We start from the raw sequence: 23,476 nt of genomic DNA on the forward strand, positions 1-23,476 counted from the left end.
CGCTGCGTCCGGGGCACGAGAATGGAGTATGGCGCACGCTCTGTCGACGTCGTCATTGCGAGCGCAGCGAAGCAATCCAGGCTGTCACCGCGGAGGGATTCTGGATTGCTTCGCTGCGCTCGCAATGAGAGAATGAGGCGGCGGTGCCGCTCTTCCAACACGCATGTTGTATCGCAGACACGGCTTCGCATCCTCGCAGCTCATTCCGCCCGAGCTTTGCTTCGTCGTTCCACCCTCTCGAGCCAAGAGGGCGCAGGGAAGGCCGAGTGCCGGCGGCACCCGCGGTCTGCTGCGCATAGAGCACACGCAGAAAACCGCACAGCAGCATACAGGTGAAGCCCAACACACGGCCTTCCCTGCGCGATGGTCGGACGGCTTATGCCGTGCTCTCCCGGGAGCCGAGTTCGTTCTGGCCTCCCTCACTCTCGCGAAATCCACCGGCGCCGCGCCGGTTGACGCGACTGCCGCCTCCGCAAGAGCTTGACCGTAGCAACGACGGCCAGGACCACACGGTTTTGCCGTACGCGCGGTTCGTTGGCGCCACAGGGTTCGACGGCGTTGTGCACTTTGCCGCCGAAATGCTGGCACGACGAAGCCTAGCAGCGCCGCTCGTCCGCACGCAGTTTCGGGCTCACGGAGAGCAATCCGCCCTGCCTTCACCTCTCGTGCACGACGCTGCCGCGTCCACCGCAAGCCCGGCTCGCGACAATGACGACCACACGATCGCCCCTCAAGAATGAGCCGGGATGGGCGACACATGCGTCAAATCCGAATTTCGGTAAAGCGGAATGTTTTTGCAAGGAGGGCTTGACGCAGCGGCAAAACAGGGTCGATGTCCGGCCCGGCAGGCACCGTGCGGCGGGCCCGAGATGCCCCGCAACATCTGTTTACATCCAGCAACATTCCGGCTGCCGAAAGGCCACGATCGCGCGGCTAGTGGGCCCTGTTCGTCGTACCCTTCCGAAGGCCATGGGCACCGCACGTCCCGCGGCAAGGCCCATGGATCTCAACCGATTTGATGCCGTCACACTTGTTCGCCGCAGTTCTCACGCCATCCACAGAGGAGAACCATCACCCGACGCCGCCCCCACTGCGCGCCGGCCTGTCGCGCGCCGGATCGGCCTGCGTCGCGCTGATGCTGGGTGCCACATTGGCTGGCTGCGCCGTCGGGCCGGATTATGCCGGGCCGCCCGGGCTGGACATGCCGTCGCACTGGAGCGTGCGACCCACGTCCCGGCGGCAAGCCGGCACGCTGGATCGCTGGTGGCTGCGGCTGCGCGACCCCCTGCTCAACCAGCTGATCGAACAGGCGGTCGATGCCAACCCCGATGTCGCCAAGGCCAAGGCGGTCGTGCGCGAGGCGCGCGCAACGGTGCAACAGACCGGCGCCGGCCTGTTTCCCTCCGTCAGCGGCTCGGCCTCGGTGACCAACAACAAGACCAGCGCGGGCTCCGCCTCGGCCGTCGTCGACACAGCGCCCTACGCGCTGCACCAGGCGAGCTTCGATTCGAGCTGGGAGCTCGACCTGTTCGGCGGCACGCAACGGAGCATCGAGGCAGCGGTGCGTGGGCAGCAATCGGCCGAGGAGGATCTGCGCGACAGCCTCGTCACGCTGATCGGCGACGTTGCCGCCTATTACGTGGAGGCGCGCGGCTACCAGGCGCGGATCGCGCTGGCGCAGCGAACATCGGTCTCGCAGCGCGACACCGAAAAGCTTACCCGCAGCAAATACGAGGCCGGCAGCGGCAACGCCGTCGATCTCGCCAAGGCGACCGCACAAGCGGCGAGCACGGAGGCGAACGTTCCGACCTATCAGGCGGCGCTCGCGGCCGACATTCACCGGCTCGGCATCCTGCTCGGACGACCGCCTGACGGCGTCGCTTCGCTGATGGCACGGTCCGCGCCCGTGCCTGCACCGCGCATGCCGCTGCCCACGGGCCTGCCCGCCGATCTCCTCATGAGCCGCCCCGACGTCGCCAGCGCCGAGCGCAAGCTCGCCCAGGCTACCGCCAAGATCGGCGCGGCCGAGGCCGACCGCTATCCTGCGGTGTCGCTGACCGGCTCGGTCGGCACCTCTGCGCTGCGCGCCGGCGATCTCGCAAAATATTCCAACGTGAGCTGGTCGGTGGGCCCCTCGGTCACGGTGCCGGTGTTCGACGCGGGCAAGCGCCTGGCGACCGTCAAGATCGCCGAAGCACAACGCGACCAGGCGTTCGCGACGTTCCATTCGACCCTGCTCACCGCCTTTGAAGACGTCGAGAACGCGCTGGTGTCGATTTCGCAGGAGCGCGTTCGCGGGGTCAAGCTGGCCGAGGCAGCAAAGAACTATCGCGAGGCCGCCCGGCTGTCGCGATCGCTGTTCGAGACCGGCAGCGCCAGCTTCATCGACGTGCTGGACGCCGAACGCTCTCTCTACTCGGCTGAGGATTCGCTGATCCAGAGCAAGGTGTCCGCGGCCAAGGATTACATTTCGCTCGCGAAGGCGCTCGGCGGCGGCTGGTCCGATCCGGTCGACACATCGACGCCGATCATCGTGGACACCAATACAGGACCACACTTCCGGGAGACGGTGAAGTGACTGATATCATCACCGCCAAGCGCGTGAAGATTGCCGCCGCGGTGGTTGCCGTCGTGGCGACCGGGGTGGTGGCCGCCATGCGCTTTCCGGCGACGTCGAGCAAGGCACAGTCCTATATCACCGCGCCGGTCACCGTCAGCGATCTGCGCGAGGAGGTGCTCGCCAGCGGCACGCTCAAGCCGGCACGCCTGACTGCCGTCGGCGCGCAGGTGTCGGGCCGGATCACCGCCCTCAATGTCCGCGTCGGCGACACGGTCAAGGCCGGCGACGTCATCGCCCAGATCGACCCCGTCACCAAGCAGAACGATCTGCGCAGTTCGGAAGCTTCGCTCAAGAACTACCGCGCTCAGAAACTCGAGAAGGAAGCCGCGTTGGTGCTGGCGGAAGCCAACCTCGCGCGGCAGCAGGCGACACTGGCGCAGCGTGCCACCTCGCGCAGCGATTTCGACAGCGCGGATTCGACGGTGCGGCAGACCCGCGCCCAGATTACCGCGCTCGAAGCTCTGATCGTGGGAGCCGAAGCCAGCGTCGAGACGGCGCGGGTCAACCTCGACTACACCAGGATCACCGCGCCCATCGACGGCACGGTGCTCGCCACCGTGGTGCAGGAGGGACAGACGGTCAACGCGGTACAGTCCGCCCCGACCATCGTCGTGCTCGGCCAGCTCGAGACCATGACGGTGCGGGCGGAGATCTCCGAGGCCGACATCGTCAAGGTCAAGCCGGGCCAGGCGCTGTATTTCACCATCCTCGGCGACCAGGACCATCGCTACGAGTCCAGGCTGGAACAGATCGAGCCGGCGCCCGAATCGATCAAGAGCGACGCCAGCTTCTCCTCGACCACCACGTCGAGTTCGAGCACGAGTTCGAGTTCATCGAGCTCCACCAGCACCGCCATCTACTACATCGGCGTCTTCAACGTCCCCAACAAGGACCTTTCGCTGCGGACCTACATGACCGCCGAGGTGCACATCATCACCGGTGAGGCCAAGCGCGTGAAGGTCATCCCCGCGCTCGCGCTGATGCGGAAATCCGACGGCCGCAGCACCGTCCGCACCCTCGATGCGTCGGGTGACGTGCGCGAGCGCGAGGTCAAGACCGGCCTCAATGACCGCACCACGGTCGAGATCAGGTCCGGCCTCGATGAGGGCGACCGGGTCGTCACCGGAGAAGCCAGCGAGCAGACCGCATCGCGCAGCATACCCGGCGGCCCGCCGGGAGGTCCCTGAGATGGCCGATCCGATCATCGCTCTCGAGAACGTCAGGCGGGAATTCTCGGCCGGCGACACGCGCGTGGTTGCGCTCGACGATTTGTCGCTGAGCATCCAGCCCGGCGAGATGGTGGCGATCATCGGCTCGTCCGGATCGGGCAAATCGACGCTGCTCAACATCCTTGGCTGCCTCGACCGCCCGACCTCCGGCACCTATCGCGTCGCCGGCAAGAACGCCTCCGAACTCGACGCAGACGAGCTGGCGGCACTGCGGCGCGAGCATTTCGGCTTCATCTTCCAGCGCTATCATTTGCTCGGCGACCTCTCCGCGGCCGAGAACGTCGAGATCCCGGCGATCTATGCCGGGATGAAAGCCCGGGAGCGCCGCACGCGCGCAGAGCAGCTGCTCGCAAGGCTTGCCGTGGACGACCGGCGCGGCCACCGCCCGAACCAGCTATCGGGCGGCCAGCAGCAGCGCGTCTCGATCGCACGGGCGCTGATCAACGGCGCCGAAGTCATCCTGGCGGACGAGCCGACCGGCGCGCTCGACCGGCGCAGCGGCGAGGAGGTCCTGAAGATCCTGAAGGAGCTGCACGGCGAGGGACGGACGATCATCATCGTTACCCACGATGCCGACGTCGCCGCGCGGGCCGAGCGCATCATCGAGCTGCGCGACGGCAGGATCGTTTCCGATCGCCGCACCGAGACCGCGGGCGCATCGGCGCCGCCTGTTGCGGCGGCTCGTGCCGCATCGGATAGCAGCCCCGGCTGGCCCGGCGCGCTGCGGCGCCTGCGGGAAGCCACGCGGATGGCGCTGGTGGCGATGGCCGCGCACCGGCTGCGCGCCTTCCTGACCATGCTCGGAATCATCATCGGCATCGCGGCAGTGTCCTCCGTGGTTGCGCTCGGCAACGCCTCACAGCGCAAGGTGCTGTCGGACATCTCGAATCTCGGCACCAACACGATCGAGGTGTTTCCGGGCAAGGATTTTGGTGACGCGCGCGCCGGCAAGATCAAGACCCTCGTGCTGGACGATGCCCGCGCGCTCGGCCGGCAGGAATTCATTGCCGGTGTCACCCCGACGGTGTCGACCAGCACGACGGTGCGCTATCGCGGCAGCGAGTCCAACGTGCTCGTGAACGGCGTCGGCGAGAGCTATTTCCAGGTCAAGGGCGCCAAGCTGGCGAAAGGCCGCCTGTTCGACTCCGACGCGGTGCGCAACATCGAGCGGCAAGCCGTCATCGACGACAACACCCGCAAGACCTTCTTCGCCGACGACCAGACCTCGGGGATCGGCCGCGTCATCTGGCTCGGCAAGGTGCCCTGCCGCATCGTCGGCGTCATCGCCCAGCAGCAGGGCGGCTTCGGCTCGAACCAGAACCTCTCGGTCTATCTTCCCTACACCACCGTGCAGGCGCAATTCACGGGCGACCGCTCGCTTCGCAGCATCCTGCTCCGGATCAGCGACGAGATCTCGACCACGCTGGCTCAGGATGCGGTCACCACGCTCTTGACGAAGCGGCACAATACCAGGGATTTCGTCATCCTCAATACCGACGACATCCGCCGCACCATCACCAGCACGACGCAGACGCTGGCGTTCCTGGTGGCGGCGATCGCGGTGATCTCGCTGGTCGTCGGCGGCATCGGCGTCATGAACATCATGCTGGTCTCCGTGTCGGAACGGATCAGCGAGATCGGCGTGCGCATGGCGGTCGGCGCCAGGCGCAGCGACATCCTCCAGCAGTTCCTGGTGGAGGCGACCCTGATTTCGTCGATCGGCGGCATCGCCGGCATTCTCGTCGCGATGCTGCTCGGCCTTGCCATCAACCTTGCCGTGCCCGGCTTTGAGGTCAGCTATTCGACGTTCTCGATCGGCGCGGCATTCCTGACCTCGACCGGGATCGGGGTGGCCTTCGGTTTCTTCCCCGCCCGCCGCGCCGCCTTCCTGGATCCCGTGGTGGCGTTGAGCCGTGACTGACCGTAGGATTGCAGACATGACCGTAGTTCTTCGGGCGAGACAATCGTCCGCAAATCGATCAACGATCGGCAACCCCGATGCGATCTCAAACATGACCAACGGCACGCAGAACATCCTGATCGTCGAGGATGACCGCCAGACCCGCGACCTCATCGCGCGCTATCTGCGCGAGCATTCGTTCGAGGTTCACCTGGTCACGAACGGCAGGGAGATGGACCGGCATCTCTCGCAGAACCGGGTGGACCTGATCGTGCTCGACCTGATGCTGCCGGGCGAGGACGGTCTGAGCCTCTGCCGCCGCGTGCGCATGGAATCCATGACGCCGATCATCATCCTCACCGCGAAGGGCGAGGATCTCGACCGGATCCTCGGTCTCGAGATGGGGGCAGACGACTATCTGCCGAAGCCGTTCAACCCGCGCGAGCTTCTCGCCAGGATCAACGCTGTGCTGCGCCGCCAGGCGAGCGGCCGTGCCGCCGGCGGCGCGGCGACACGCCTGAAATTCCTGGGCTGGATCATCGATCTTCGTTTGCGGGAATTGCGCGACCCCGAGGGCGCGCAGGTGCCGCTGACCAGCGCCGAGTTCGATCTGCTGCAGGCTTTCTGCGAACGGGCCGGACGCATCCTCACCCGCGACAATCTCCTGAGCGTGACGCGCGGCCGGCCCGGCGGCAGCTTCGGCCGCAGCATCGACGTGCTGGTCAGCCGGTTGCGCCGCAAGCTCGACCGCACCCAAGACACGTCCGTGATCAAGACCGTCCGCACCGGCGGCTACATCTTCACGCCGGTGGTGGAGGAAGCATGAGACGCGCCGCCGACATCGTCGCGCTGTTCAGCTTCAGGCGAATCAGCGGCCAGATCGCGGCCCTGGTTCTGGGATCATTGATCCTGATCCATTTGCTGATTGCCGGATATTTTCTGCTCAACCGGCCGAACGTTCTGACGGACAGCCCCTTGGAGCAGTTCGAGCTGGTTGTGAGGATCATCGTCAATACGCCGCAGGAACAGCGAGATGTCGTTCTCGAGAACGTCAGCCGTACCTTTCCGGCGCTGAAGCTGCAATTGAGAAAGGATGTTTCCGCCTCCACCGCTCCATTGCCGGAGCGGACGCGCATGGCCACCCCCTCGACTATTGAAGGCCCGGTCGATCTCATTCGCGGTCCCACACCGGAAGACAATCGCCTCTGGTTCTATCTGGCAAACGGCGACGTGCTCGAGGCGACGATCGGGACATTCAAGATGCCTGCCTTCGTGAGCGGCCTCTGGACGAGCACGCTCCTGTTCCTGGTGGCAAGCGTGACGCTGCTCGGCGTCTGGGCCGGCCGCGCGCTCAGTTCGCCCCTGTCGGCCTTCGCGCGCGCAGCGGAGGACTTCAGCTTGAATCGCTCGTCCGAGCCGTTGCCTGAAAACGGCCCGGAGGAAATCAGATCCGCGGCGAGAGCGCTCAACCGGATGCGCGAGCGCGTCACCGCACTGATGAACGATAGAACTCGAATGCTGGCCGCCATCAGCCACGACCTGCGCACCCCGATCACGCGCCTGCGGCTACGCTCGGAATACATCGAGGATCCGGCACAGCGCACCCAGACCGTACGCGACCTCGATCAGATGCAGTCGATGCTGGAGTCGGTGCTCTCGCTGCTGCGCAGTGAAAGCGCTGCCAGACCGACACTGGTCGACGTTGCCGCGCTGCTCCAGATGGTTTGCGACCAGTTCTCCGATAGCGGCTACGCGGTGCACTATCTTGGTCCGGACAGAGCCGCATTCATCGTCCGGCCGGACGAGATCATCCGCGCGGTCACAAACCTGGTCGAGAACGCCACACGCTTCGGAACCGAAGTCGGCGTCGAGCTCCTCATCTCCGGAAACCAGATCGTCATCGACGTCGTCGACGACGGCCCTGGAATACCCGATGAGAGGAAGGCGGCGATGCTGGAACCCTTCGTGCGAGGAGAGGAAGCCCGCACCATGGACGAAACGGCGGGATTTGGCCTCGGCCTCTCGATCACGCAGGCGATCGTGACCGCGCATGGCGGAAGGCTGCTGCTGCTCGACAATGAACCGAGGGGTCTTCGCGTTCGCCTGCTGCTTTCCAATGAAGACCGTAGCCACGCCTGAAGCTGCCGATCCGCATCAGGGGAACTCTCCGCGCTAGTCTTGGATTCCCGCGCCTCTGGGAGGAAGGCGGTTGGCGGCGCCGGTCTACGCTGCCGGCAAAGCAAAAGAGAACGTCGCGCCGCCGTCCGGATCATTCGCGGCGAGAAGCTCGCCGCCGTGCTCGCGCACAATGCCGTAACTGATCCAGAGGCCGAGCCCCGTGCCCTCGCCGACTCGCTTGGTCGTGAAGAACGGCTCGAAGATGTGGCTGATGTGATCCTTGTCGATTCCCGGACCGTTGTCCGAAATCCGGAACAGGATCTCGTTGCCCTTGCGCGCCGCCGAAACGACCAGCCGCGGCAACTCGGTGCCGCGCATCGCGTCGATCGCGTTCTCGACGAGATTGACGATGACCTGGTGCAACTGTCCTTCGTTGCCGGAGATCCAGAGTTCCGGCTCGAGCTCCATCTGCAGGTCGATCCGCACCTGCTTGGTGCGGACGGCCCACATCACTGCGGTGTTGATCAAACGCTCGATATTGACACGCTCGACCTCGCCGAGCTTGCTGAAGGAGAGTCGGCGCAGATTCTTCACGATCTCGCTGATCCGGACCGCCCCCTCCATGGTGCCCTCGATCAGCGGGCCGAAATCCTCCATGACCTCGTCGATGCGCAGGCTCTTCTTCAGTGCGGCGAGGTCGCTCACCCGACCCTTGCCGTGGATCGCGTCGAGATAGGCGACGATGGCCGCGCGGTAGCGGATCAAGGTGTGGATGTTACCGTAGACGAAGCTGATCGGATTGTTCAGCTCGTGCGCGACGCCGGCGACGAGACGGCCGAGGCTCGCCATCTTCTCCTGCTCGACCAGTTGCCGCTGGGCGCGCTGCAATTCGTGATGGGCCTTGTGCAGCGCCTCATAGGCGCGGCGCAGCTCGCCGATCGGCCGCCCCGTCAGCACCACGCCGATAAAGCGGCCGCGATGATCGTGGCGCGGCGAGCTATTGATTGCGAACAGATCGGTGCTGCCGTCGTCGGTCGCGAACCGCAATTCACCGTCGACGACGTCCGGCGTGCCGCGCGGCTTCAACAGCGGCAGCAGCTTGGCGCCGTCGGCGCCATCGATGACGTCGGCAATGTTCCTGCCGACCACGTCCCCGACGCTGCGGCCGAGCGCATGCTGGAACGCGGAATTGACCTGCTGCACCATTCCCTTGGCGTCGCAGACGATCAGGATGTCCGAGACCGATTCGATGACGTTGGTGACGAAGGCCTGCGCCTCCTCCAGCTCCGCGTTCTTGTGCTCGAGGTCGACCTCATAGCGCAACAGGTCCGAATAAACCTCGTCCATCTTGCGGATGACTTCGATCCAGGCGCCTTCGCGCTCGCGGTCGAACTCGATCGCACCGCCGCTGGTGACCAGCTTGAGCAGTGAATCCGCCTCACTCGCTTCAGGAGAATGCGTCGCCTTTGGCATTTTTTCTCAGATCATACCTGGTCAGCTTGTTCCTGAGCCCTACCCGCGAGAGACCCAGCTCGCTGGCGACACGACTGATGTTTCCGTCGTTCCTCTCCAGGCAGTTCATGATAACCGACTTCTCGAGATCCTCCACCTTGTCTTTCAGCGAGGCCGATCCGTTCAGTTTGCCGTGGGTCGGCAGCGGCGCGGAACGCCTCCCGTTGCGGCGGCCAAGCAGCGGCGGCGCGCGCAGCTCGTCCCGGTCGGCGAGCACGACCATGCGCTGGATCTCGTTCTGGAGCTCGCGTACGTTGCCCGGCCAGTGATATTTGCCGAATTCATCCAGCGCCGAACGCGCAAAGCGCAGATTCGGCCGGTTGAAGGAACTCTTGACCGCCGACAGCACGCCCTCCGCAATCAGCGGGATGTCCATCGGGCGCTCGCGCAGCGCCGGCATGTGCACCGGGAATGCGGCGAGGCGGTAGTACAGGTCGCGCCGGAAGCGACCGGCCTCGACCTCCGCCTCCAGGTCGCGATTGGTCGCCGCCACCACGCGAACGTCGACCTTGCGCACGCGCTGCGCGCCGAGCGGCCGTATCTCGCTCTCCTGCAGCACACGCAGCAGCTTGACCTGGAACGCCGGCGAGGTCTCGCCGATCTCGTCGAGGAAGATCGTGCCGCCATCGGCGACCTCGAACAGGCCGATGCGATCCTGGTAGGCGCCGGTGAAGGCGCCCTTCTTGCAACCGAACAGCTCGCTTTCCAGGAGCTCGTCCGGCAGCGCGCCGCAGTTCTCGACCACGAACGCCTTGTTGGCCCGCGCCGAGCCGTAATGGATCGCTCGGGCCAGAAGCTCCTTGCCGGTGCCGGACTCGCCGGTGATCAGAACCGAGATATCGTAGTCGGCGGCGCGCCTGCCGAGCTCGATCACGGCGTGCATCGGGCTTTCCGTCGAATGCACGATACGGTCGAAATCGTAGAGCTGCTTGGCCACGCCGCGCTTGACCGAGACGACCTTCTTGATGTGCCCCGAGGTCGCCTTGACGTCGACGCCGGCGGTCTCGGTCTCCTTCTGCAGCCGATAGAGCTGAACCGCCTCCTTGACGGTTTCGACCAGCTGGTCCGGCTGCCAGGGCTTGGTGATGTATTGATAGATGCCGGCCTCGTTCAATCCTGCGATGATGTCCTCGGACTCCGAATAGCCGGAGATGATCATCCGCACCGGATCCGGCCAGAGCTCGCGGACGCGCTTCAGGAAGCTCACGCCGGATTCGTGCGGCATCCGCTGGTCGCAGAGGATCGCGTGGACGATCTCGCCCTCCAGCAGCTTCTCCGCATCGGTCGCATTGCCGACGCAGAGCACCTCGAAATCCTCCCTGAGCACGCGCCGCAGCGCTTCCTGCGAACGGACCTCGTCGTCGATGACGAGAATGGTTCCCTGAATGCTCACGATGGCACCGCCATGCCGACAGGCCGATCTGGCGCACGCCTGATACGGTGACCAGCGATGGTCAGCGGCGTGCGCGACTTCGGCACCTTGTGGATGAAATTGTAGCGCGCGACGTGGTAGCTCGGATCGAAGCCGTAGAAATTCAGCTTCATCCGCCGCAGCTCCTCGTCGCGGTAGGATTGCAGGGGCTTCTCGGCCTCGTCGGCGGCGCGCCGCTGCCGCTTGGCGGCGAGGCGCGAGGCAAAGCCGGCATCCGACGCCATGGCAGCGCCGAACTCCACGAGGCTTGCATCGGCGAGCGCCTCGCCCGACAGCACGCGATCGACGATGCCGAGACGCCGGGCCTCCGCCACACCCATCGGGAGCCGGCATTGCGTGATCCGGGTCGCGTTCGCGGCGCCCGCACGGCGCGGCAGCAGATAGGTCCAGTATTCCGAGCCGTAAAGATTGCCCATGTCCTTGTAATGCGGATTGAGGACGATCTGGTCGCTCGCCCAGACCTCGTCGGCGGCGAGACTCAGGAAGACGCCGCCCGCACCCGCGTTGCCGCGAATGACCGAGACGACCAGGCGGTCGGTGGTCTCGATGATCGCGCGGGCAAGATCGTCGATCGCATTGATGTTGCGCCAGGACTCATCCGCGGGGCTGTCGGCCGCCTCAATTTCTGCAAGATGAATGCCGTTCGACCAATAGTCCCGGCCACCGGTCAGGAGCAGCACCCTGGTCGGGCGCGCCAGCGCCGCGCGATAGGCCTCGAGCAGGGCCTCGCAATCGGCAGTCGCCATGGCGCCGTTGTAGAAGGAGAACGCGAGCTCGCCGACCTCGCCATGCTCGCGATACCGGATCGGGGCGTAGCCGCAGCCGGGCCGGCGCGGCAGTTGCGCCGCCTCGGCGGCGAAGACTTTCGCGGCCGGCAGCTTCAGGCTCTTCGGAGCGAGCTTCCTGACATGCCCGATCCAGACCGCACCATCGACCGTGGCGCGCGCCAGCGCGCCGTCGCATTGCGCGACGACGGTGCCGGGCACGCCGGAGATGCCGTGCGCCTCATGCGCATCGAACAGCCTGACCTCCTGGAAGAACAGGCTGTCGACCAGGCCCGGCATGCCGTCGGCGCTGTCGATCTTGCGCAGCACGGTCGCGGTGGTGTCGTGCTGCCAGTCGATCGCCCGGTCCGCCCGGCGGCAAGGCCCGCGCACGCGAATGCGCGGGTCGTCCGCGTCCATCGGCTGCGGGGCAGGCCATCCGGATTCGATCGCCGCGACCGCCTCGAGCACCGCCGCGACCGCGCAGCAGGTCACCTCGTTGCGGTAGATGCTGGACTTGGCTGCGCGCCGCATCGGGAAGCTGCGGAACGCCCAGACCGGACCGGCATCGAACTCGCCATCCGCCTGCAAGACCGTGACGCCCCACTCGCCTGCTCCATCCAGAATCGCCCAGTCGAGCGCCGCCGGACCGCGGTCGCCGGGCGGACCGGGATGAACGACCAGACAACGCACGCCGCGCCAGACGTCATCGGGAATTGCCCGCTTCAGGAACGGCGCGATCACAAGGTCCGGCCGATGCAGCGCCACGCTCTCGCGCGTGACCTCGGCATGGATGTCGAGCTCTACCGCGACATCGTGGCCTCGCTCCCTGAGCTCGACATGGAGCCGCTGCGTCAGGCTATTGAAGGAATGCGACAGGAGCAGAATGCGCATGATGGGCCCTAACAGATTCTCGGCAATTGCTCGCCCGACAGCCAGTCGACGATCCTCCCGCCGCCGAAGCTCGTGGCCATCTGCACGAAATGATGATCGTCGGCCACGGCCTCGCCGATGTCGGCGGCATCGCGGCCGAGCGGATGCGCCCGCATCGCGGCCAGCACCGCACCGGCAAGCTCCGGCGCGACGATCGCGACCAGCTTGCCCTCATTGGCGACATGGAGCGGATCGAGCCCGAGCAGCTCGCACGCTGCCGCCACACCCGGCTTGACGGGGATCGCCTCCTCGCGAAGATGGAAGCCGAGGTCGGACTGCCGGGCGATCTCGTTCAGCGTGGCGGCAAGGCCGCCGCGGGTGGGATCGCGCATCAGGCGGATGCCGCGGCCGCCGGCTTCGACCATCTTCGCGACGAGGTCGTTCAGCGCCGCCGAATCCGAGACGATCTCGGTCTCGAAGGCGAGATTCTGCCGCTTCGACATGATCGCCACGCCGTGATCGCCGAGCGTGCCCGAGATCAGGACGCGATCGCCGGCGCGGGCATTCTCCGCCGAGAGATCGAGCCCGTCGGGCACGACCCCGACGCCGGCGGTCGAGATGAACAGGCCGTCGGCCTTGCCGCGCTCGACCACCTTGGTGTCGCCGGTGATGATGTGAACGCCGGCCGTGCGCGCCGCCTCGCCCATCGATTCCGCGATCATCTTGAGGTCGGCGAAGCGGAAGCCTTCCTCGATGATGAAGCTTGCAGAGAGGTAGAGCGGGCGTGCACCGGCCATGGCGATATCGTTGACGGTGCCGTGCACTGCAAGCGAGCCGATATTGCCGCCGGGGAAGAACAGGGGCGAGACCACATAGCCGTCGGTCGTCATCACCATGCGCCCGGCACCGACGTCGAATGCCGATTGGTCGTTGCCGCGCGCCAGCCATTCATTGCCGAAGGCCTCGTGGAACAGACCCGAGATCAACTGCGCCATGGCCCGGCCGCCCGAGCCGTGGGACAGGTCGACGCAGCCGTTCCTGATGTCGAGCTTGCGCTGGTAGGCCTTCATGACGCGCGCCTTTGCTGATGGTCGCGGAAGCGGCCATAGGTCCAGTGTGCGGCGCAGGCGCCTTCGGAGGAGACCATGCAGGAGCCCATGGGCGTCTCCGGCGTGCAGACGGTGCCGAACAGCTTGCAGTCGACCGGCTTCTTCACGCCGCGCAGGATGGCGCCGCATTCGCACGCGGGATTGTCGTCGACGCGCAGCTCGTGCATGTCGAAGCGCGCCTCGGCGTCGTATCTGGCGTAGGCGCGCTTCAGCTTCAGCCCGCTATAGGGAACCTGTCCGAGCCCCCGCCATTCGAACTGATCGCGCAGCTCGAAGATGTCGGAGACCTCCTCCTTGGCGCGCAGATTGCCGTCGCGGTTCACCGCGCGGCTGTACTGGTTCTCGACCTCATGCCTGTCCTCGTTGACCTGCCGCACCAACATCAGGATCGCCTGCATCATGTCGAGCGGCTCGAAGCCCGCGATCACCACGGGCTTGCCGAACTCCTCGGCAAAGAACTCGTAAGGGGCCGTGCCGATGATCGTCGAGACATGGGCCGGCCCGACGAAACCGTCGATCTCGACCCGGCCGATGTTGCGGATGTCGGGACTTTCCAGGATGTTCTGCATCGCCGGCGGCGTCAGCACGTGGTTGCAGAACACGGAGAAGTTTTCGAGCTGCTTCTTCTCCGCCAGCCGGATCATGACGGCAGTCGGCGGCGTCGTGGTCTCGAAACCGATGGCGAAGAACACCACCTCACGCCCGGGATTGTCCCCGGCGATCCGGATAACGTCGATGGTGGAATAGACCATGCGGATGTCGGCGCCCCGCGCCTTCGCCTTCAACAGCGATGCGCCCTGCGAGCCGGGAACGCGCATCAGGTCGCCATAGATGCACAGGATGACGTCCGGCCGCTCGGCGAGCCGGATCGCCATGTCGATACGTCCGGCCGGCAGCACGCACACCGGACAGCCGGGTCCATGGATCATCCGCACGTTCCTCGGCAGCATGTCCTCGAGGCCGTAGCGCGAGATCGCGTGGGTATGGCCGCCGCAGAATTCCATGAAGCGATAGGGCTTTTGCGGATCGGCTTCCGCGCGGATCGCTTTCGCGAGCCCGAGCGCGATCTCCTTGTCGCGAAACTCATCGGCATATTTCATGACGCCGCTCCCTGCCCCTCGGCGCTGAGCTCGCGCAGCAGCTCGAGCGTCCGCCTCGCCTCCTCCGGATCGATCTTCGTCAGGGCATAGCCGACATGGATGATCACGTAGTCGCCGACGGCGAGATCCTCGATCAAGGCGACGGAAATCTCCTTGCTGACGCCGTCGATGGCGACGATCGCCATCTCGTCGGGCAGGAGCTTCGTGACCTCAGCAGGTATCGCGAGACACATCAGGCTGTTCCTTCCAGGCCGGATTGTTCGAGCCGGAGCGCGGCGATCCAGGCCTGGCCCAGGCTGAGACCGCCGTCATTTGGCGGCAATTGCCGCGGCAGCAGCGGCAAGAGACCGGCGGCGATACAGCCGCGCTCGATCTCGGAACTGAGGATCGCGTTGAGAAAGCAGCCGCCGCTCAGGGCGACGGTCGTGACGCCGGTCTCGCGCGCCGCGCGGCCGATCCAGTCGACGCAGGCAACGGCGAGCGTGCCATGGAACAGCCCGGCCCCCTCGACCGGATCGATGTCCTCGGCCGCAAGGCGCGCAAGCAACGGAAACAGGGACAGCATCCCATCCTCGATTGACCAGCCGTCTTTCATCGAGCACGGCGCGCGAACCCGCGCCTCCAGTTTCATCGCGGCTTCGCCCTCATAGCTCTGCACCTGACAAAGACCCAGCAGCCCCGCCGCCGCGTCGAACAGCCTGCCGGCGCTGGTCGTCACCGGCACACCCGGCTGGTCGAGCAGGACATGGAGACGCGCAGCCTGCGGCTGCGCCGCAAACCGGGTCGCGATCGCGTTGCCGCGGGCCAGCTCATGCAATGCGCTTGCGGCCATGCGCCACGGTTCGCGGGCGGCGCGATCTCCGCCCGCCATCTTCATCGGCGCCAGATGGCCGAGCCGCCGGAACGTCGCCCCCTCGCACAGCAGGAGCTCGCCGCCCCAATTGCCACCGTCGCTGCCGTGGCCGAAGCCGTCGAGCACGAGCGCCAGGGCAGCGCCCGTGACGCCATGTTCCGCCATGACGGAAGCAGCATGGGCATGATGGTGCTGAACCGCGATCGGCCGCCGTCCGCTCGCTTCGGCGAAATGAGTCGAGGCCATGTTCGGGTGCAGATCATGGGCGACGACGACCGGCTCGACATCAAGGGTCGAGAGCAGATGGCTGACGGTTTCCTCGAAAAAGCGAAAGCCTTCGGCGGTGTCGAGGTCGCCGATATGCTGGGAGACGAAGGCCTCGTTGCCGCGCATCACCGTCACGGTCGACTTCAGCGCCCCGCCGACCGCAAGGATCGGCGGCACAGTCCGCGGAAGTCTCACCGGCTCGGGCACGTAGCCGCGGGCCCGGCGGATGAACTGCGTCCGGCCGGCAACGACCATGGCCACGGAATCGTCGGCACGCGTGACGATGTCGCGATCATGCGTGACGACGAGGTCGGCGATGCCGGAAAGCCGCAGCTCCGCCTCGTGATTGTCGATCAGAAGCGGCTCGCCGCCGGGATTGGCGCTGGTGGCGACGATTGCCCAGCTTTCGCCGGGCCGCTGATGCGCCGTGTTCAGTACCTCGAAGATCAGGTGGTGGATCGGCGCGAGGGGCAGCATGACGCCGATCCGTGACAGTTTTGGCGCGATCGCGCCCGCGAGGCGCCTGTGCGACGTCATCAGTACGATCGGCCGCGCCGTCGTTTCGAGCAAGGCAAGCTCGGCAGCACTGGCGTCGGCGATCCCGCCGACGTCGTCGCGCGAGGCGACCATCACCGCGAACGGCTTCTGGTCACGATGCTTGCGTTGCCGCAGCCGCGCGACGGCTTCATCGTCGCGCGCATCGCAGAGCAGCTGATAGCCGCCGAGCCCCTTGATCGCCACGATCCGGCCCACGGCGATCGCAGCCGCGATCTCCGCAATGCCATGGCTGAGCTGCGGGCCGCATTGCGGGCAAGCAATCGCCTCGGCATGGAAACGGCGACTGTCGGGATCGGCATAGTCGCCCGCACAGGCCTTGCACATCGCAAAGCGCTTCATGGCCGTGGTCGCGCGGTCGTAAGGAAGCCGCTCGGCGATGGTATAGCGCGGACCGCAATGGGTGCAGTTGATGAAGGGATAGCGATAGAACCGGCTGGCTGGATCGAACAGCTCGCGCAGGCATTCCTCGCAGGTCGCGGCATCGGCGACGATGCGCGTCGACACCCTGCCCTGCTCGCTGCCGCGGATATGGAACCCGTCGCTCGCCACCGCCCCGACCAGCTGCACCGAGATCTCGTCGATGCGGGCGAGCGGCGGTTTTTCCAGCGGCAACGCCGCGACGAAATCGGACGCGCGCTCGCCCTCGACCTCGATGACGACGCCATGGGAATCGTTGGCGACGAAACCGCCCAGGCGGTAGCGCGTGGCAAGACCGTAGACATAGGGGCGAAAGCCGACGCCCTGCACCGCGCCGCGCACATGCAGGCGCAGCCGCCGTCCGTCCCGCGCTGTGGCCTCGCCGCCCATCGTCACTCCGCCGCCGTCATCGCGGCCGGCTTCATCGCCGCCATCCGCTTGCGGATCCAGGCATAGAACGTTGCAAACCCCTCGCCGGTGCGTGCCGACACCGTCAGCACCTCGATCTTCGGGTTGACCCGGCGCGCATATTCGATGGTCTTCGCCAGGTCGAAGTCGAGCACGGGCGCGAGGTCGATCTTGTTGATCAGCATCAGCGACGAGGCTGCGAACATGTCGGGGTATTTCAGCGGCTTGTCCTCGCCCTCGGTGGTCGAGAACACCACGATCTTGCAGGCCTCGCCGAGATCGAACGCCGCCGGGCAGACCAGATTGCCGACATTCTCGATGAAGAGCAGGCCGCCGTTGAGCCAGGGCAGCCGGTCATAGGCATCGCCGACCATGGCGGCATCGAGGTGACAGCCCTTGCCGGTGTTGACCTGGATCGCCGGCACGCCGGAGGCGCGAATGCGCTCGGCATCGTTGGAGGTCTGCTGGTCGCCTTCGATCACGCCGATCGCAAAGCTTGCCTTCAACTCGGACACAGCGCGGACCAGCAGCGAGGTCTTGCCGGCGCCGGGGCTTGAGACCAGGTTGAAGGCGAGCACGCCGTCGGCCGCGAAGCGGGCGCGGTTGTCGGCCGCAAGTCGGTCGTTCTTGCCGAGAATGTCGCGCTCGACCTGGATGATGCGGTCGCTGCTCATGCCGGCGATCTTCTGGCCCGCGGGATTGGCGCCGCAGTCGAGCAGCCCGGGCTCATCGGGAGCTGGGTCGTGGTCACCACCGTGGTGATGGTGGTGACCATGACCGTGGCCCTGACCGTGGTGGTGATGATGATGGTGGTGCCCGCCGTGCTCATGGCCATCACCGTGATCATGATGATGATCATGCGCATGTTCGATCGATGCCTTGCCGTCGCCGCAGCCGCAGACCGTACACATCAGTCGACCTCCAATTCCCTTACGCGCATCTCTTCGCCGCCCGTCACCTGCAATTGGTAGCCGCCGCAGGACGGGCACGGCTCGTAGCGCTGCCCGATCTCGACGGTTTTGGAACAGGCCATGCACCAGGCCGTGCCGGGCGTCTCGACGATCTCGAGCCGCGCGCCTTGCGCGATGGTCCGCGCGGCGACGGCCTCGAAGCAGAATTTCAGCGCCTCCGGCGCGACATGGCTCAGCGCACCGATCTCCAGACAGACGACGTTCACTTTGGTGAAGGCGCGCTTGCGCGCTTCCTCCTCGACGATACCAATGATGCCTTCGCACAGCGCCATCTCATGCATGGGCCGCCTCGCGAAAATTCAGGCGGAAGCCGACGCAGGGATCGAAGGAGCCGACCAGCGCGCGAACCGCGTCCTGTCCCTGCCGGCCGGCCGCGAGCGTCGCGCCCTTGAGGCTCCTGACCAGCGGTCCGCGGGCGTGAAAATTCCACTCGGTCGGTGCCAGGAACTCGAACTTGACGATGCGATCCTCGTCGTCCAGGACGACGGCATGATGGAGGCGCCCGCGTGCGCATTCGACAGCGGCCGCCCCCTTGCCCGCGCCGAGCCGGTAGCTCGCGACGACGCCCTCATCGAGGTCCGCATCGCCACGATCGAGCCATGCGCAGAGCCGCGCGACCTCGGCAACCCGCGCCTTCAGACGCGCGGCGGGGCCAGCTTCCGCCGGCGAGGGCGCTTCACGGCGCGCCCTGCGCGCCCAGACCCCAGTTTCCGGAATCCGGCCGCAGAGGTCCGGCGCATCGGAATAGGCCGCACCGTCCGCCAGCAGACGCGTGACGATGTCTCGATCGTCCGCCACCGTCAGGAAGGATGGATCGGCCTCCGGCTGTGACACCAGCCTGCCATTGCATCCCGCGACGGAGGCGGCGAGCGCGCTGCCCGGCGCGAGCGTCCCGTCTTCTTCGCCGGCGATCCCCATCGCGCCGAGCGCAGCCTTGATCTGCTCCACCGCGTCGCGATGCAAGGCCGGTGGGACGGCCTCGTCCGCACGGCCGAGCAGCACGCTTGCCTGCATTGCGGCGCGCACCGCCGGCGCGTTTGTGCCGTCGAGCGCGAGCCGTCCGACGAACAGGCCGCGCAGCAGTTCGGTCAGCCGCTCGACGACGACTGCGGTGACGCGGCGCCGCACTGTTGCGGGAGGCGCCTGCCGCCCTTGTGCGGCTTCCACCGCCGACTGGAACGCCACGTGATGGGCGACCGAGCACAGCGAGAACAGACGCGGCAGCACCGGAAGCAGCGAAGCGGCGGGCTTTCCCGCAAACAGCCGCGTCAGCGGTGGTCGGCTGCGCGGCTTGATCGCGACGTCGGCGATCGTGGCGCCGGACAACAGCACCGTGATATCGATCTCATTGCGGAACGAGAGGTTCATCCGCGCCGCTCCGTCAGGGCACCCCGCAGGAAGTTACGCCGATCGATCGGGCTTGTCGCGGGCTCGCGGCGGCGAACCGCCTCCTCGCTGTCCGCCGGCAGCATCATTTCGGCAAGCGCGGCTTCGGCTGTCGCTCGCGCGGCATCCATGTCGGAAAACTGGAACATCGGCGAGAACAGCGAGCAGCTCGCGATCCGGCCGACCCGGGCGACCTCGCTGAGGATGAATTCGATATCGCCCGCGGGAAAACGCATTCGCACGTTCGCGCCCGAGGTGGCTGGCGCAATAGCGCCCGCCGGTATCACCACGTTCATGAACCACGGCGTGACCATGATGCCGACGATCGTGTCGTCGTAGGGACGGAAACCGACCGCCTCGACGCCGAGCGCATCGTTGTAGATGGGCAGATCGCGCATCGCGCGCTCGCCGATCTCCCGGTAGCTTGCGGCCAGAAGCTCGCCCCACGCCGCCGCGTCGGCGCCGCCGGCAGGACCTGATGTACTCGCTGGCGCGCTGCCGGTCATGTTTCGATCGCCATGAACTTGGATTTTGGCGCGTCGCAGTTCGGGCAGTGCCACTCCTCCGGCAGCGCCGCGAACGGCGTGCCCGGTGCGATCTGCGCTACCTCATCGCCATCCGCCGGATCGTAGACGGTCCAGCAGATGCCGCATTCCAGCCGCGTGACGTCGGCAACGTCCTGGCGCACGCCAAAATTCTCGAAGGCGCTCATTTGAAGTAGGCCTCGATGATTTCCTGCAGCCGCTCGGCGGAATCCTCGAAATCCTCGTCCGCTGCCAGCGCAACCGTCGGCACGCCGCCGACTTCGAGCGTATCGAGAATGATGGTGTCCATGGCGTTGAAGAACTGCACCGACCAGACATTGCGGATGCCGGTGGAGAGCACCCGGCAGGTGCCGTAGCCGCGCGACACGAGCTGGATCGGTCCGTTGCGGATCGTGTCCTGCAGGAAGCTCATGTCGACCGGGCTCATCGGCAGCAGCGTGAAATTGATGATCTGCGAGCGAAGGCCGGGCCGCCAGGCCTGTGCCCGCTCGCGGATCTCGGCGAGCACCGGCAGCACGTTCATCGCGCCCTCCGGCACCTGCCCGATCTCGAAATCGGCGGATGTCAGGTCGGCCGCCGCGCGTTTGACGATCTCCGGAATCGCCCCGATCTCGAGATACTCGGAAGCGGCGTCGGTCTCGAGCCGCACACGCCATATTCCCGCCAGCACCGATTCCTGGATCTGCGCCAGCGATCCGTCCGGCAGCGCGACGACGCCGGCGACCTCGCCTTCGCCGAGCACGTCGGCCACCAGCTTGCTCTCGAGCTCGTTGAGATTGGCGAGCCGGAACAATTGCGTCGGCGCCTCCGCCTTCTGGCCTTCAATGGCACCCGCGATCCTCGAGAGCAGCGCGACCGCGTTCGGGCAGCTCTTTGCAAGCTCCGCACTGTCGAGCGTTGCAAGCTTTGCCAGCGCGCCGGCCGCCGTCAGGCTGCCCTTCGCTGCATTGAGACTCTCGTCGCCGATCGGAAACACGTTGACCGGTTGCTCGGCGCCTTCGGGCGCGTCCCAGAAGCCGGCCTTCATAGCCCGACCTCTTGTGCGCGATGCTGGGGAACGATGGTGACGGCGACTGCGGCGCCTTGCCCGCGCGGCCGGTCGATCAGCTTGGTGATGCGGTCGACATAGACCGACCAGTCCTGGATCTTGGCGATCAGTCCCAGCGTCTCGCCCTTGGCGACGAAGATCAGCGTCGGCTGCACGCGCACGCCGAAGCGCTGGCCGAGCGCGCTCTCGTCGCTGCGCGCGATGATCGCACCGCGCAGCCGATTACCGAACGCCGCGATGAGTTCGGGCAGCACCACGGCGACATCGATTGCCTCCGGAAAGCGGTTGGGATCGCCCGCCGACAGCAGCACCGCGACCGCTCCGGCCTCGTCCGCTCCGCCAAGGAAATGATCGACCGTCGCAGCATCGACCTCGGGCAGGCCAGTCCGCGCCGGATCATGCTTTCCCACCTGGAATTCCATCGAACCTCCCCTGACAAGCTTGTGTTTTTGCTCGGACTAGAGGTTAGCAAGGCACGTGCCAGGATTGGTTATCACCTGTCCGGATTTATCCAATTGATCTGTATCATCTATTTCCTGACATCGACTGCAAGCCAAGCTTCTATGGAAAGATACTTGTCATATCTGGTGATAGCTAGCTTTGCAGGTAGAAATCGACCTTCCAGGCGTACGGTGGCCGCCGAGGCCGGCCGGTCCCGGGTGTCGTCAATGCATTCATCGGGAGATGCAGCGGCGCTGCTAGCTGGACCGGAGGTGCTCCGGTAGTTGCGGCTCGCGGTCGATGAGGTCGGCGAAGAAGCGGTCGCAATCCTCGCCGTCGAGCGCCGCGCTGAGGCCTTCGATCGCATTCGCGATGAGGCGCGCCTCGTCCTCGTCCAGCAGCCGGATCGCGGTGTCGATATAGACCAGCACCTTGGCGCCGACCGGCGGATTCGAGAGCAGCAGCACAGAGACCCGGCGCTGTTCGCCGCGATACGCGCACAGCGCCGACACTCCGTCGGTCTCGACAATCGTCATGGGCAGGCCGAGGCACATGGACAAAATCTCCGGCAGTGTGGCCGATCAGGCCGGCCGCGTCTCGTAGTGGAGATGATCGATGTCATTGGCGAGCAGCCGCTCGGCATCTGCCAATGGCTCGGCGCGTTGGCTCACCGTGGCGCCCCATTCGGCCAGGATGGCGCAAGCGAGATTGATCGCCGGCGCGATCTGGTCGCGCACCGGCGGCGTCAGCGGCCCGCCCCAGTCTTCGAGATCGAGCGGCTGGCAGCCGATCAGCACCAGATATTTCGGGCACCGGCCGAGCAGGTCGGCCGCGCTGATCACTTCCTGGAAGCCGGTCTGGTGCAGGCTCATCTTCTTGGCGCCGGTGAAACGCGGCACCTCGTCGTCACGCACAAGCTTCAACTGGCCGGGCTCGAGGCCATAGTCGATCGCGTCGAACACGATCAGGCGGTCCGCCTCTTCCAGATAGTTGACGAGATAGAGCCCCTGGGTGCCGCCATCGAGGATGGTGACATTGTCCGGCACGACGTAGCGGCGGTGGAACTCCTCCACCGTGCGCACGCCAAACCCTTCGTCGGCCCACAGGATATTGCCGATGCCGAGCACCAGGATGCGATCGTCATGTGAGAATGTCGGCATCACTTGGCGTTCCCGTCTCAGTCGCGGAATTGCCGTTCGCCCGAGATCATCGAGGAGATGATGCTCTGGCGCGACATGATGTCTTCGCGGATCGCGGCGTAGATGTGCACCGTCACGAACACGACCAGCGCCCACATGCCGAGGTGATGCCAGGTATGAACGTCCTGGCTGTTCGGCCAAATCGCAAACACCCAGCCGAACAGCTTGTACTGCCAGCTGTCGATGCCCTGCCCTTCCGAATATAGTGCAAAGCCGGTGACGATCATGAAGGCCACGAACAGCGTGAAGCCGGTGAACATCGCGGTCTGCGCCAGCGGATTGTGGCCGACATACATCTTGGGCTCGCGCTCCAGGAACGCATACCAGCGGATTTCGTGCAGCACTTCCTTCCAGAACTGCTTGCGGTGAACCGGGATGTAGAAGATCTGCCGGGAATGGTGGTTGCCGACAAAAGCCCACAGGATGCGCGTGAGGAAGAAGACCGCGAGCACCTGCCCCGCGGCGAAATGGGCGAAGCGGATGTAGCCCATCACGAAATTGTCGGACGCCTCGCCCGCGACCGTCGGCAACGGCGTTCCGATCAGATAGCCGGTCACCATGAGCACGATGATCGAGAACGCGTTCACCCAGTGACAGATCCGTACCGGAGCCTCATAGACATAGACGGTGGGACGACCCACCGCACGTTCCCCGGAAGCATCGGCTGCGATCGCCGCGAGGTCGGGCCTGGCGTCCGAGGCGGGAGCAACTGCATCCATCATGACC

22 protein-coding genes are annotated in these 23,476 nt (G+C 65.9%); 5 read left to right on the plus strand and 17 right to left on the minus strand.

Going from position 1 to position 23,476, the window contains the following annotated elements:
- The first annotated feature begins 1,030 nt into the window (after nt 1-1,030).
- The 5 genes from FJV43_RS07655 (at nt 1,031) to FJV43_RS07675 (ending at nt 7,888) form a co-directional block, all read left to right on the plus strand.
- The gene (locus tag FJV43_RS07655; protein ID WP_239625871.1) at nt 1,031-2,578 is read left to right on the plus strand and encodes an efflux transporter outer membrane subunit; all 1,548 of its coding nucleotides are present in this window, start codon (nt 1,031-1,033) and stop codon (nt 2,576-2,578) included.
- Nucleotides 2,575-3,807 carry an efflux RND transporter periplasmic adaptor subunit gene (locus tag FJV43_RS07660; protein ID WP_239625873.1) on the plus strand — a complete coding sequence of 411 codons (1,233 nt, stop codon included), beginning with the start codon at nt 2,575-2,577 and terminating at the stop codon, nt 3,805-3,807. Before FJV43_RS07655 ends, FJV43_RS07660 begins: the two co-directional genes overlap by 4 nt.
- 1 nt (nt 3,808) lies before the next feature.
- Nucleotides 3,809-5,770, plus strand: a complete 1,962-nt coding sequence (locus FJV43_RS07665) for a MacB family efflux pump subunit (protein ID WP_239625875.1) — start codon at nt 3,809-3,811, stop codon at nt 5,768-5,770.
- 91 nt (nt 5,771-5,861) lie between these two features.
- Nucleotides 5,862-6,575 carry a response regulator gene (locus FJV43_RS07670; RefSeq protein WP_239625877.1) on the plus strand — a complete coding sequence of 238 codons (714 nt, stop codon included), beginning with the start codon at nt 5,862-5,864 and terminating at the stop codon, nt 6,573-6,575.
- Nucleotides 6,572-7,888 (plus strand): ATP-binding protein, encoded by a 1,317-nt coding sequence (locus tag FJV43_RS07675; RefSeq protein ID WP_239625879.1) that lies wholly within the window; start codon nt 6,572-6,574, stop codon nt 7,886-7,888. Before FJV43_RS07670 ends, FJV43_RS07675 begins: the two co-directional genes overlap by 4 nt.
- A gap of 84 nt (nt 7,889-7,972) precedes the next feature.
- Here FJV43_RS07675 and FJV43_RS07680 read toward each other — a convergent pair whose 3' ends face one another.
- The 17 genes from FJV43_RS07680 to cybH form a co-directional block, all read right to left on the minus strand.
- The gene (locus tag FJV43_RS07680; protein WP_239625881.1) at nt 7,973-9,340 is read right to left on the minus strand and encodes an ATP-binding protein; all 1,368 of its coding nucleotides are present in this window, start codon (nt 9,338-9,340) and stop codon (nt 7,973-7,975) included.
- On the minus strand, nt 9,315-10,772 hold the full coding sequence (locus FJV43_RS07685; RefSeq protein ID WP_239625883.1) for a sigma-54 dependent transcriptional regulator: 1,458 nt from the start codon (nt 10,770-10,772) through the stop codon (nt 9,315-9,317). Before FJV43_RS07685 ends, FJV43_RS07680 begins: the two co-directional genes overlap by 26 nt.
- Nucleotides 10,769-12,469, minus strand: coding sequence for a hydrogenase maturation protein (locus FJV43_RS07690; protein ID WP_239625885.1), 1,701 nt, complete (start codon nt 12,467-12,469; stop codon nt 10,769-10,771). The genes FJV43_RS07685 and FJV43_RS07690 overlap by 4 nt, the downstream gene beginning before the upstream one ends.
- 8 nt (nt 12,470-12,477) lie before the next feature.
- Nucleotides 12,478-13,518, minus strand: coding sequence for a hydrogenase expression/formation protein HypE (hypE, locus tag FJV43_RS07695; RefSeq protein WP_239625887.1), 1,041 nt, complete (start codon nt 13,516-13,518; stop codon nt 12,478-12,480).
- A complete protein-coding gene (gene hypD / locus FJV43_RS07700) occupies nt 13,515-14,657 on the minus strand; it encodes a hydrogenase formation protein HypD (protein ID WP_239625889.1) in 1,143 nt (380 codons plus the stop codon). Before hypD ends, hypE begins: the two co-directional genes overlap by 4 nt.
- Nucleotides 14,654-14,890: a HypC/HybG/HupF family hydrogenase formation chaperone gene (locus FJV43_RS07705; RefSeq protein ID WP_239625891.1), complete on the minus strand. Its 237-nt coding sequence runs from the start codon at nt 14,888-14,890 to the stop codon at nt 14,654-14,656. Before FJV43_RS07705 ends, hypD begins: the two co-directional genes overlap by 4 nt.
- Nucleotides 14,890-17,142 (minus strand): carbamoyltransferase HypF, encoded by a 2,253-nt coding sequence (gene hypF, locus FJV43_RS07710; RefSeq protein WP_239625893.1) that lies wholly within the window; start codon nt 17,140-17,142, stop codon nt 14,890-14,892. Before hypF ends, FJV43_RS07705 begins: the two co-directional genes overlap by 1 nt.
- Nucleotides 17,143-17,144: 2 nt before the next feature.
- Nucleotides 17,145-18,071, minus strand: coding sequence for a hydrogenase nickel incorporation protein HypB (gene hypB / locus FJV43_RS07715; RefSeq protein WP_239625895.1), 927 nt, complete (start codon nt 18,069-18,071; stop codon nt 17,145-17,147).
- The gene (hypA, locus tag FJV43_RS07720; protein WP_239625896.1) at nt 18,071-18,412 is read right to left on the minus strand and encodes a hydrogenase maturation nickel metallochaperone HypA; all 342 of its coding nucleotides are present in this window, start codon (nt 18,410-18,412) and stop codon (nt 18,071-18,073) included. Before hypA ends, hypB begins: the two co-directional genes overlap by 1 nt.
- Nucleotides 18,405-19,499: a nickel-dependent hydrogenase large subunit gene (locus FJV43_RS07725; protein WP_239625898.1), complete on the minus strand. Its 1,095-nt coding sequence runs from the start codon at nt 19,497-19,499 to the stop codon at nt 18,405-18,407. The genes hypA and FJV43_RS07725 overlap by 8 nt, the downstream gene beginning before the upstream one ends.
- Entirely contained in the window at nt 19,496-20,023 is a 528-nt protein-coding gene (gene hybE / locus FJV43_RS07730) for a [NiFe]-hydrogenase assembly chaperone HybE (protein ID WP_239625900.1), read from the minus strand. Before hybE ends, FJV43_RS07725 begins: the two co-directional genes overlap by 4 nt.
- A complete protein-coding gene (locus FJV43_RS07735; RefSeq protein ID WP_239625902.1) occupies nt 20,020-20,229 on the minus strand; it encodes a rubredoxin in 210 nt (69 codons plus the stop codon). The genes hybE and FJV43_RS07735 overlap by 4 nt, the downstream gene beginning before the upstream one ends.
- Nucleotides 20,226-21,089 carry a hydrogenase expression/formation protein gene (locus FJV43_RS07740; protein WP_239625903.1) on the minus strand — a complete coding sequence of 288 codons (864 nt, stop codon included), beginning with the start codon at nt 21,087-21,089 and terminating at the stop codon, nt 20,226-20,228. The genes FJV43_RS07735 and FJV43_RS07740 overlap by 4 nt, the downstream gene beginning before the upstream one ends.
- The gene (locus FJV43_RS07745; RefSeq protein WP_239625905.1) at nt 21,086-21,532 is read right to left on the minus strand and encodes a hydrogenase accessory protein; all 447 of its coding nucleotides are present in this window, start codon (nt 21,530-21,532) and stop codon (nt 21,086-21,088) included. Before FJV43_RS07745 ends, FJV43_RS07740 begins: the two co-directional genes overlap by 4 nt.
- A 276-nt stretch (nt 21,533-21,808) precedes the next feature.
- Complete coding sequence (locus tag FJV43_RS07750) at nt 21,809-22,105, minus strand: HypC/HybG/HupF family hydrogenase formation chaperone (protein ID WP_194392654.1); 297 nt, start codon at nt 22,103-22,105, stop codon at nt 21,809-21,811.
- A gap of 27 nt (nt 22,106-22,132) precedes the next feature.
- Nucleotides 22,133-22,711: a HyaD/HybD family hydrogenase maturation endopeptidase gene (locus tag FJV43_RS07755; protein ID WP_239625907.1), complete on the minus strand. Its 579-nt coding sequence runs from the start codon at nt 22,709-22,711 to the stop codon at nt 22,133-22,135.
- Between the two features lie 17 nt (nt 22,712-22,728).
- The gene (gene cybH / locus FJV43_RS07760; RefSeq protein WP_239625909.1) at nt 22,729-23,472 is read right to left on the minus strand and encodes a Ni/Fe-hydrogenase, b-type cytochrome subunit; all 744 of its coding nucleotides are present in this window, start codon (nt 23,470-23,472) and stop codon (nt 22,729-22,731) included.
- Nucleotides 23,473-23,476: the final 4 nt, after the last annotated feature.

The organism is Bradyrhizobium sp. I71, assembly GCF_022354745.1.
Taxonomy (GTDB): domain Bacteria; phylum Pseudomonadota; class Alphaproteobacteria; order Rhizobiales; family Xanthobacteraceae; genus Bradyrhizobium; species Bradyrhizobium liaoningense.

What these genes read in the sequence shown, in the direction of transcription:
- FJV43_RS07665 (WP_239625875.1), top strand. Translation starts at nt 3,809, where the DNA reads ATGGCCGATCCGATCATCGCTCTCGAGAACGTCAGGCGGGAATTCTCG.
- FJV43_RS07670 (WP_239625877.1), top strand. Translation starts at nt 5,862, where the DNA reads ATGACCAACGGCACGCAGAACATCCTGATCGTCGAGGATGACCGCCAG.
- FJV43_RS07675 (WP_239625879.1), top strand. Translation starts at nt 6,572, where the DNA reads ATGAGACGCGCCGCCGACATCGTCGCGCTGTTCAGCTTCAGGCGAATC.
- FJV43_RS07680 (WP_239625881.1), bottom strand. Translation starts at nt 9,340, where the DNA reads ATGCCAAAGGCGACGCATTCTCCTGAAGCGAGTGAGGCGGATTCACTG.
- FJV43_RS07690 (WP_239625885.1), bottom strand. Translation starts at nt 12,469, where the DNA reads ATGCGCATTCTGCTCCTGTCGCATTCCTTCAATAGCCTGACGCAGCGG.
- hypE (WP_239625887.1), bottom strand. Translation starts at nt 13,518, where the DNA reads ATGAAGGCCTACCAGCGCAAGCTCGACATCAGGAACGGCTGCGTCGAC.
- hypD (WP_239625889.1), bottom strand. Translation starts at nt 14,657, where the DNA reads ATGAAATATGCCGATGAGTTTCGCGACAAGGAGATCGCGCTCGGGCTC.
- FJV43_RS07705 (WP_239625891.1), bottom strand. Translation starts at nt 14,890, where the DNA reads ATGTGTCTCGCGATACCTGCTGAGGTCACGAAGCTCCTGCCCGACGAG.
- hypF (WP_239625893.1), bottom strand. Translation starts at nt 17,142, where the DNA reads ATGGGCGGCGAGGCCACAGCGCGGGACGGACGGCGGCTGCGCCTGCAT.
- hypB (WP_239625895.1), bottom strand. Translation starts at nt 18,071, where the DNA reads ATGTGTACGGTCTGCGGCTGCGGCGACGGCAAGGCATCGATCGAACAT.
- hypA (WP_239625896.1), bottom strand. Translation starts at nt 18,412, where the DNA reads ATGCATGAGATGGCGCTGTGCGAAGGCATCATTGGTATCGTCGAGGAG.
- FJV43_RS07725 (WP_239625898.1), bottom strand. Translation starts at nt 19,499, where the DNA reads ATGAACCTCTCGTTCCGCAATGAGATCGATATCACGGTGCTGTTGTCC.
- hybE (WP_239625900.1), bottom strand. Translation starts at nt 20,023, where the DNA reads ATGACCGGCAGCGCGCCAGCGAGTACATCAGGTCCTGCCGGCGGCGCC.
- FJV43_RS07735 (WP_239625902.1), bottom strand. Translation starts at nt 20,229, where the DNA reads ATGAGCGCCTTCGAGAATTTTGGCGTGCGCCAGGACGTTGCCGACGTC.
- FJV43_RS07740 (WP_239625903.1), bottom strand. Translation starts at nt 21,089, where the DNA reads ATGAAGGCCGGCTTCTGGGACGCGCCCGAAGGCGCCGAGCAACCGGTC.
- FJV43_RS07745 (WP_239625905.1), bottom strand. Translation starts at nt 21,532, where the DNA reads ATGGAATTCCAGGTGGGAAAGCATGATCCGGCGCGGACTGGCCTGCCC.
- FJV43_RS07750 (WP_194392654.1), bottom strand. Translation starts at nt 22,105, where the DNA reads ATGTGCCTCGGCCTGCCCATGACGATTGTCGAGACCGACGGAGTGTCG.
- FJV43_RS07755 (WP_239625907.1), bottom strand. Translation starts at nt 22,711, where the DNA reads ATGCCGACATTCTCACATGACGATCGCATCCTGGTGCTCGGCATCGGC.
- cybH (WP_239625909.1), bottom strand. Translation starts at nt 23,472, where the DNA reads ATGATGGATGCAGTTGCTCCCGCCTCGGACGCCAGGCCCGACCTCGCG.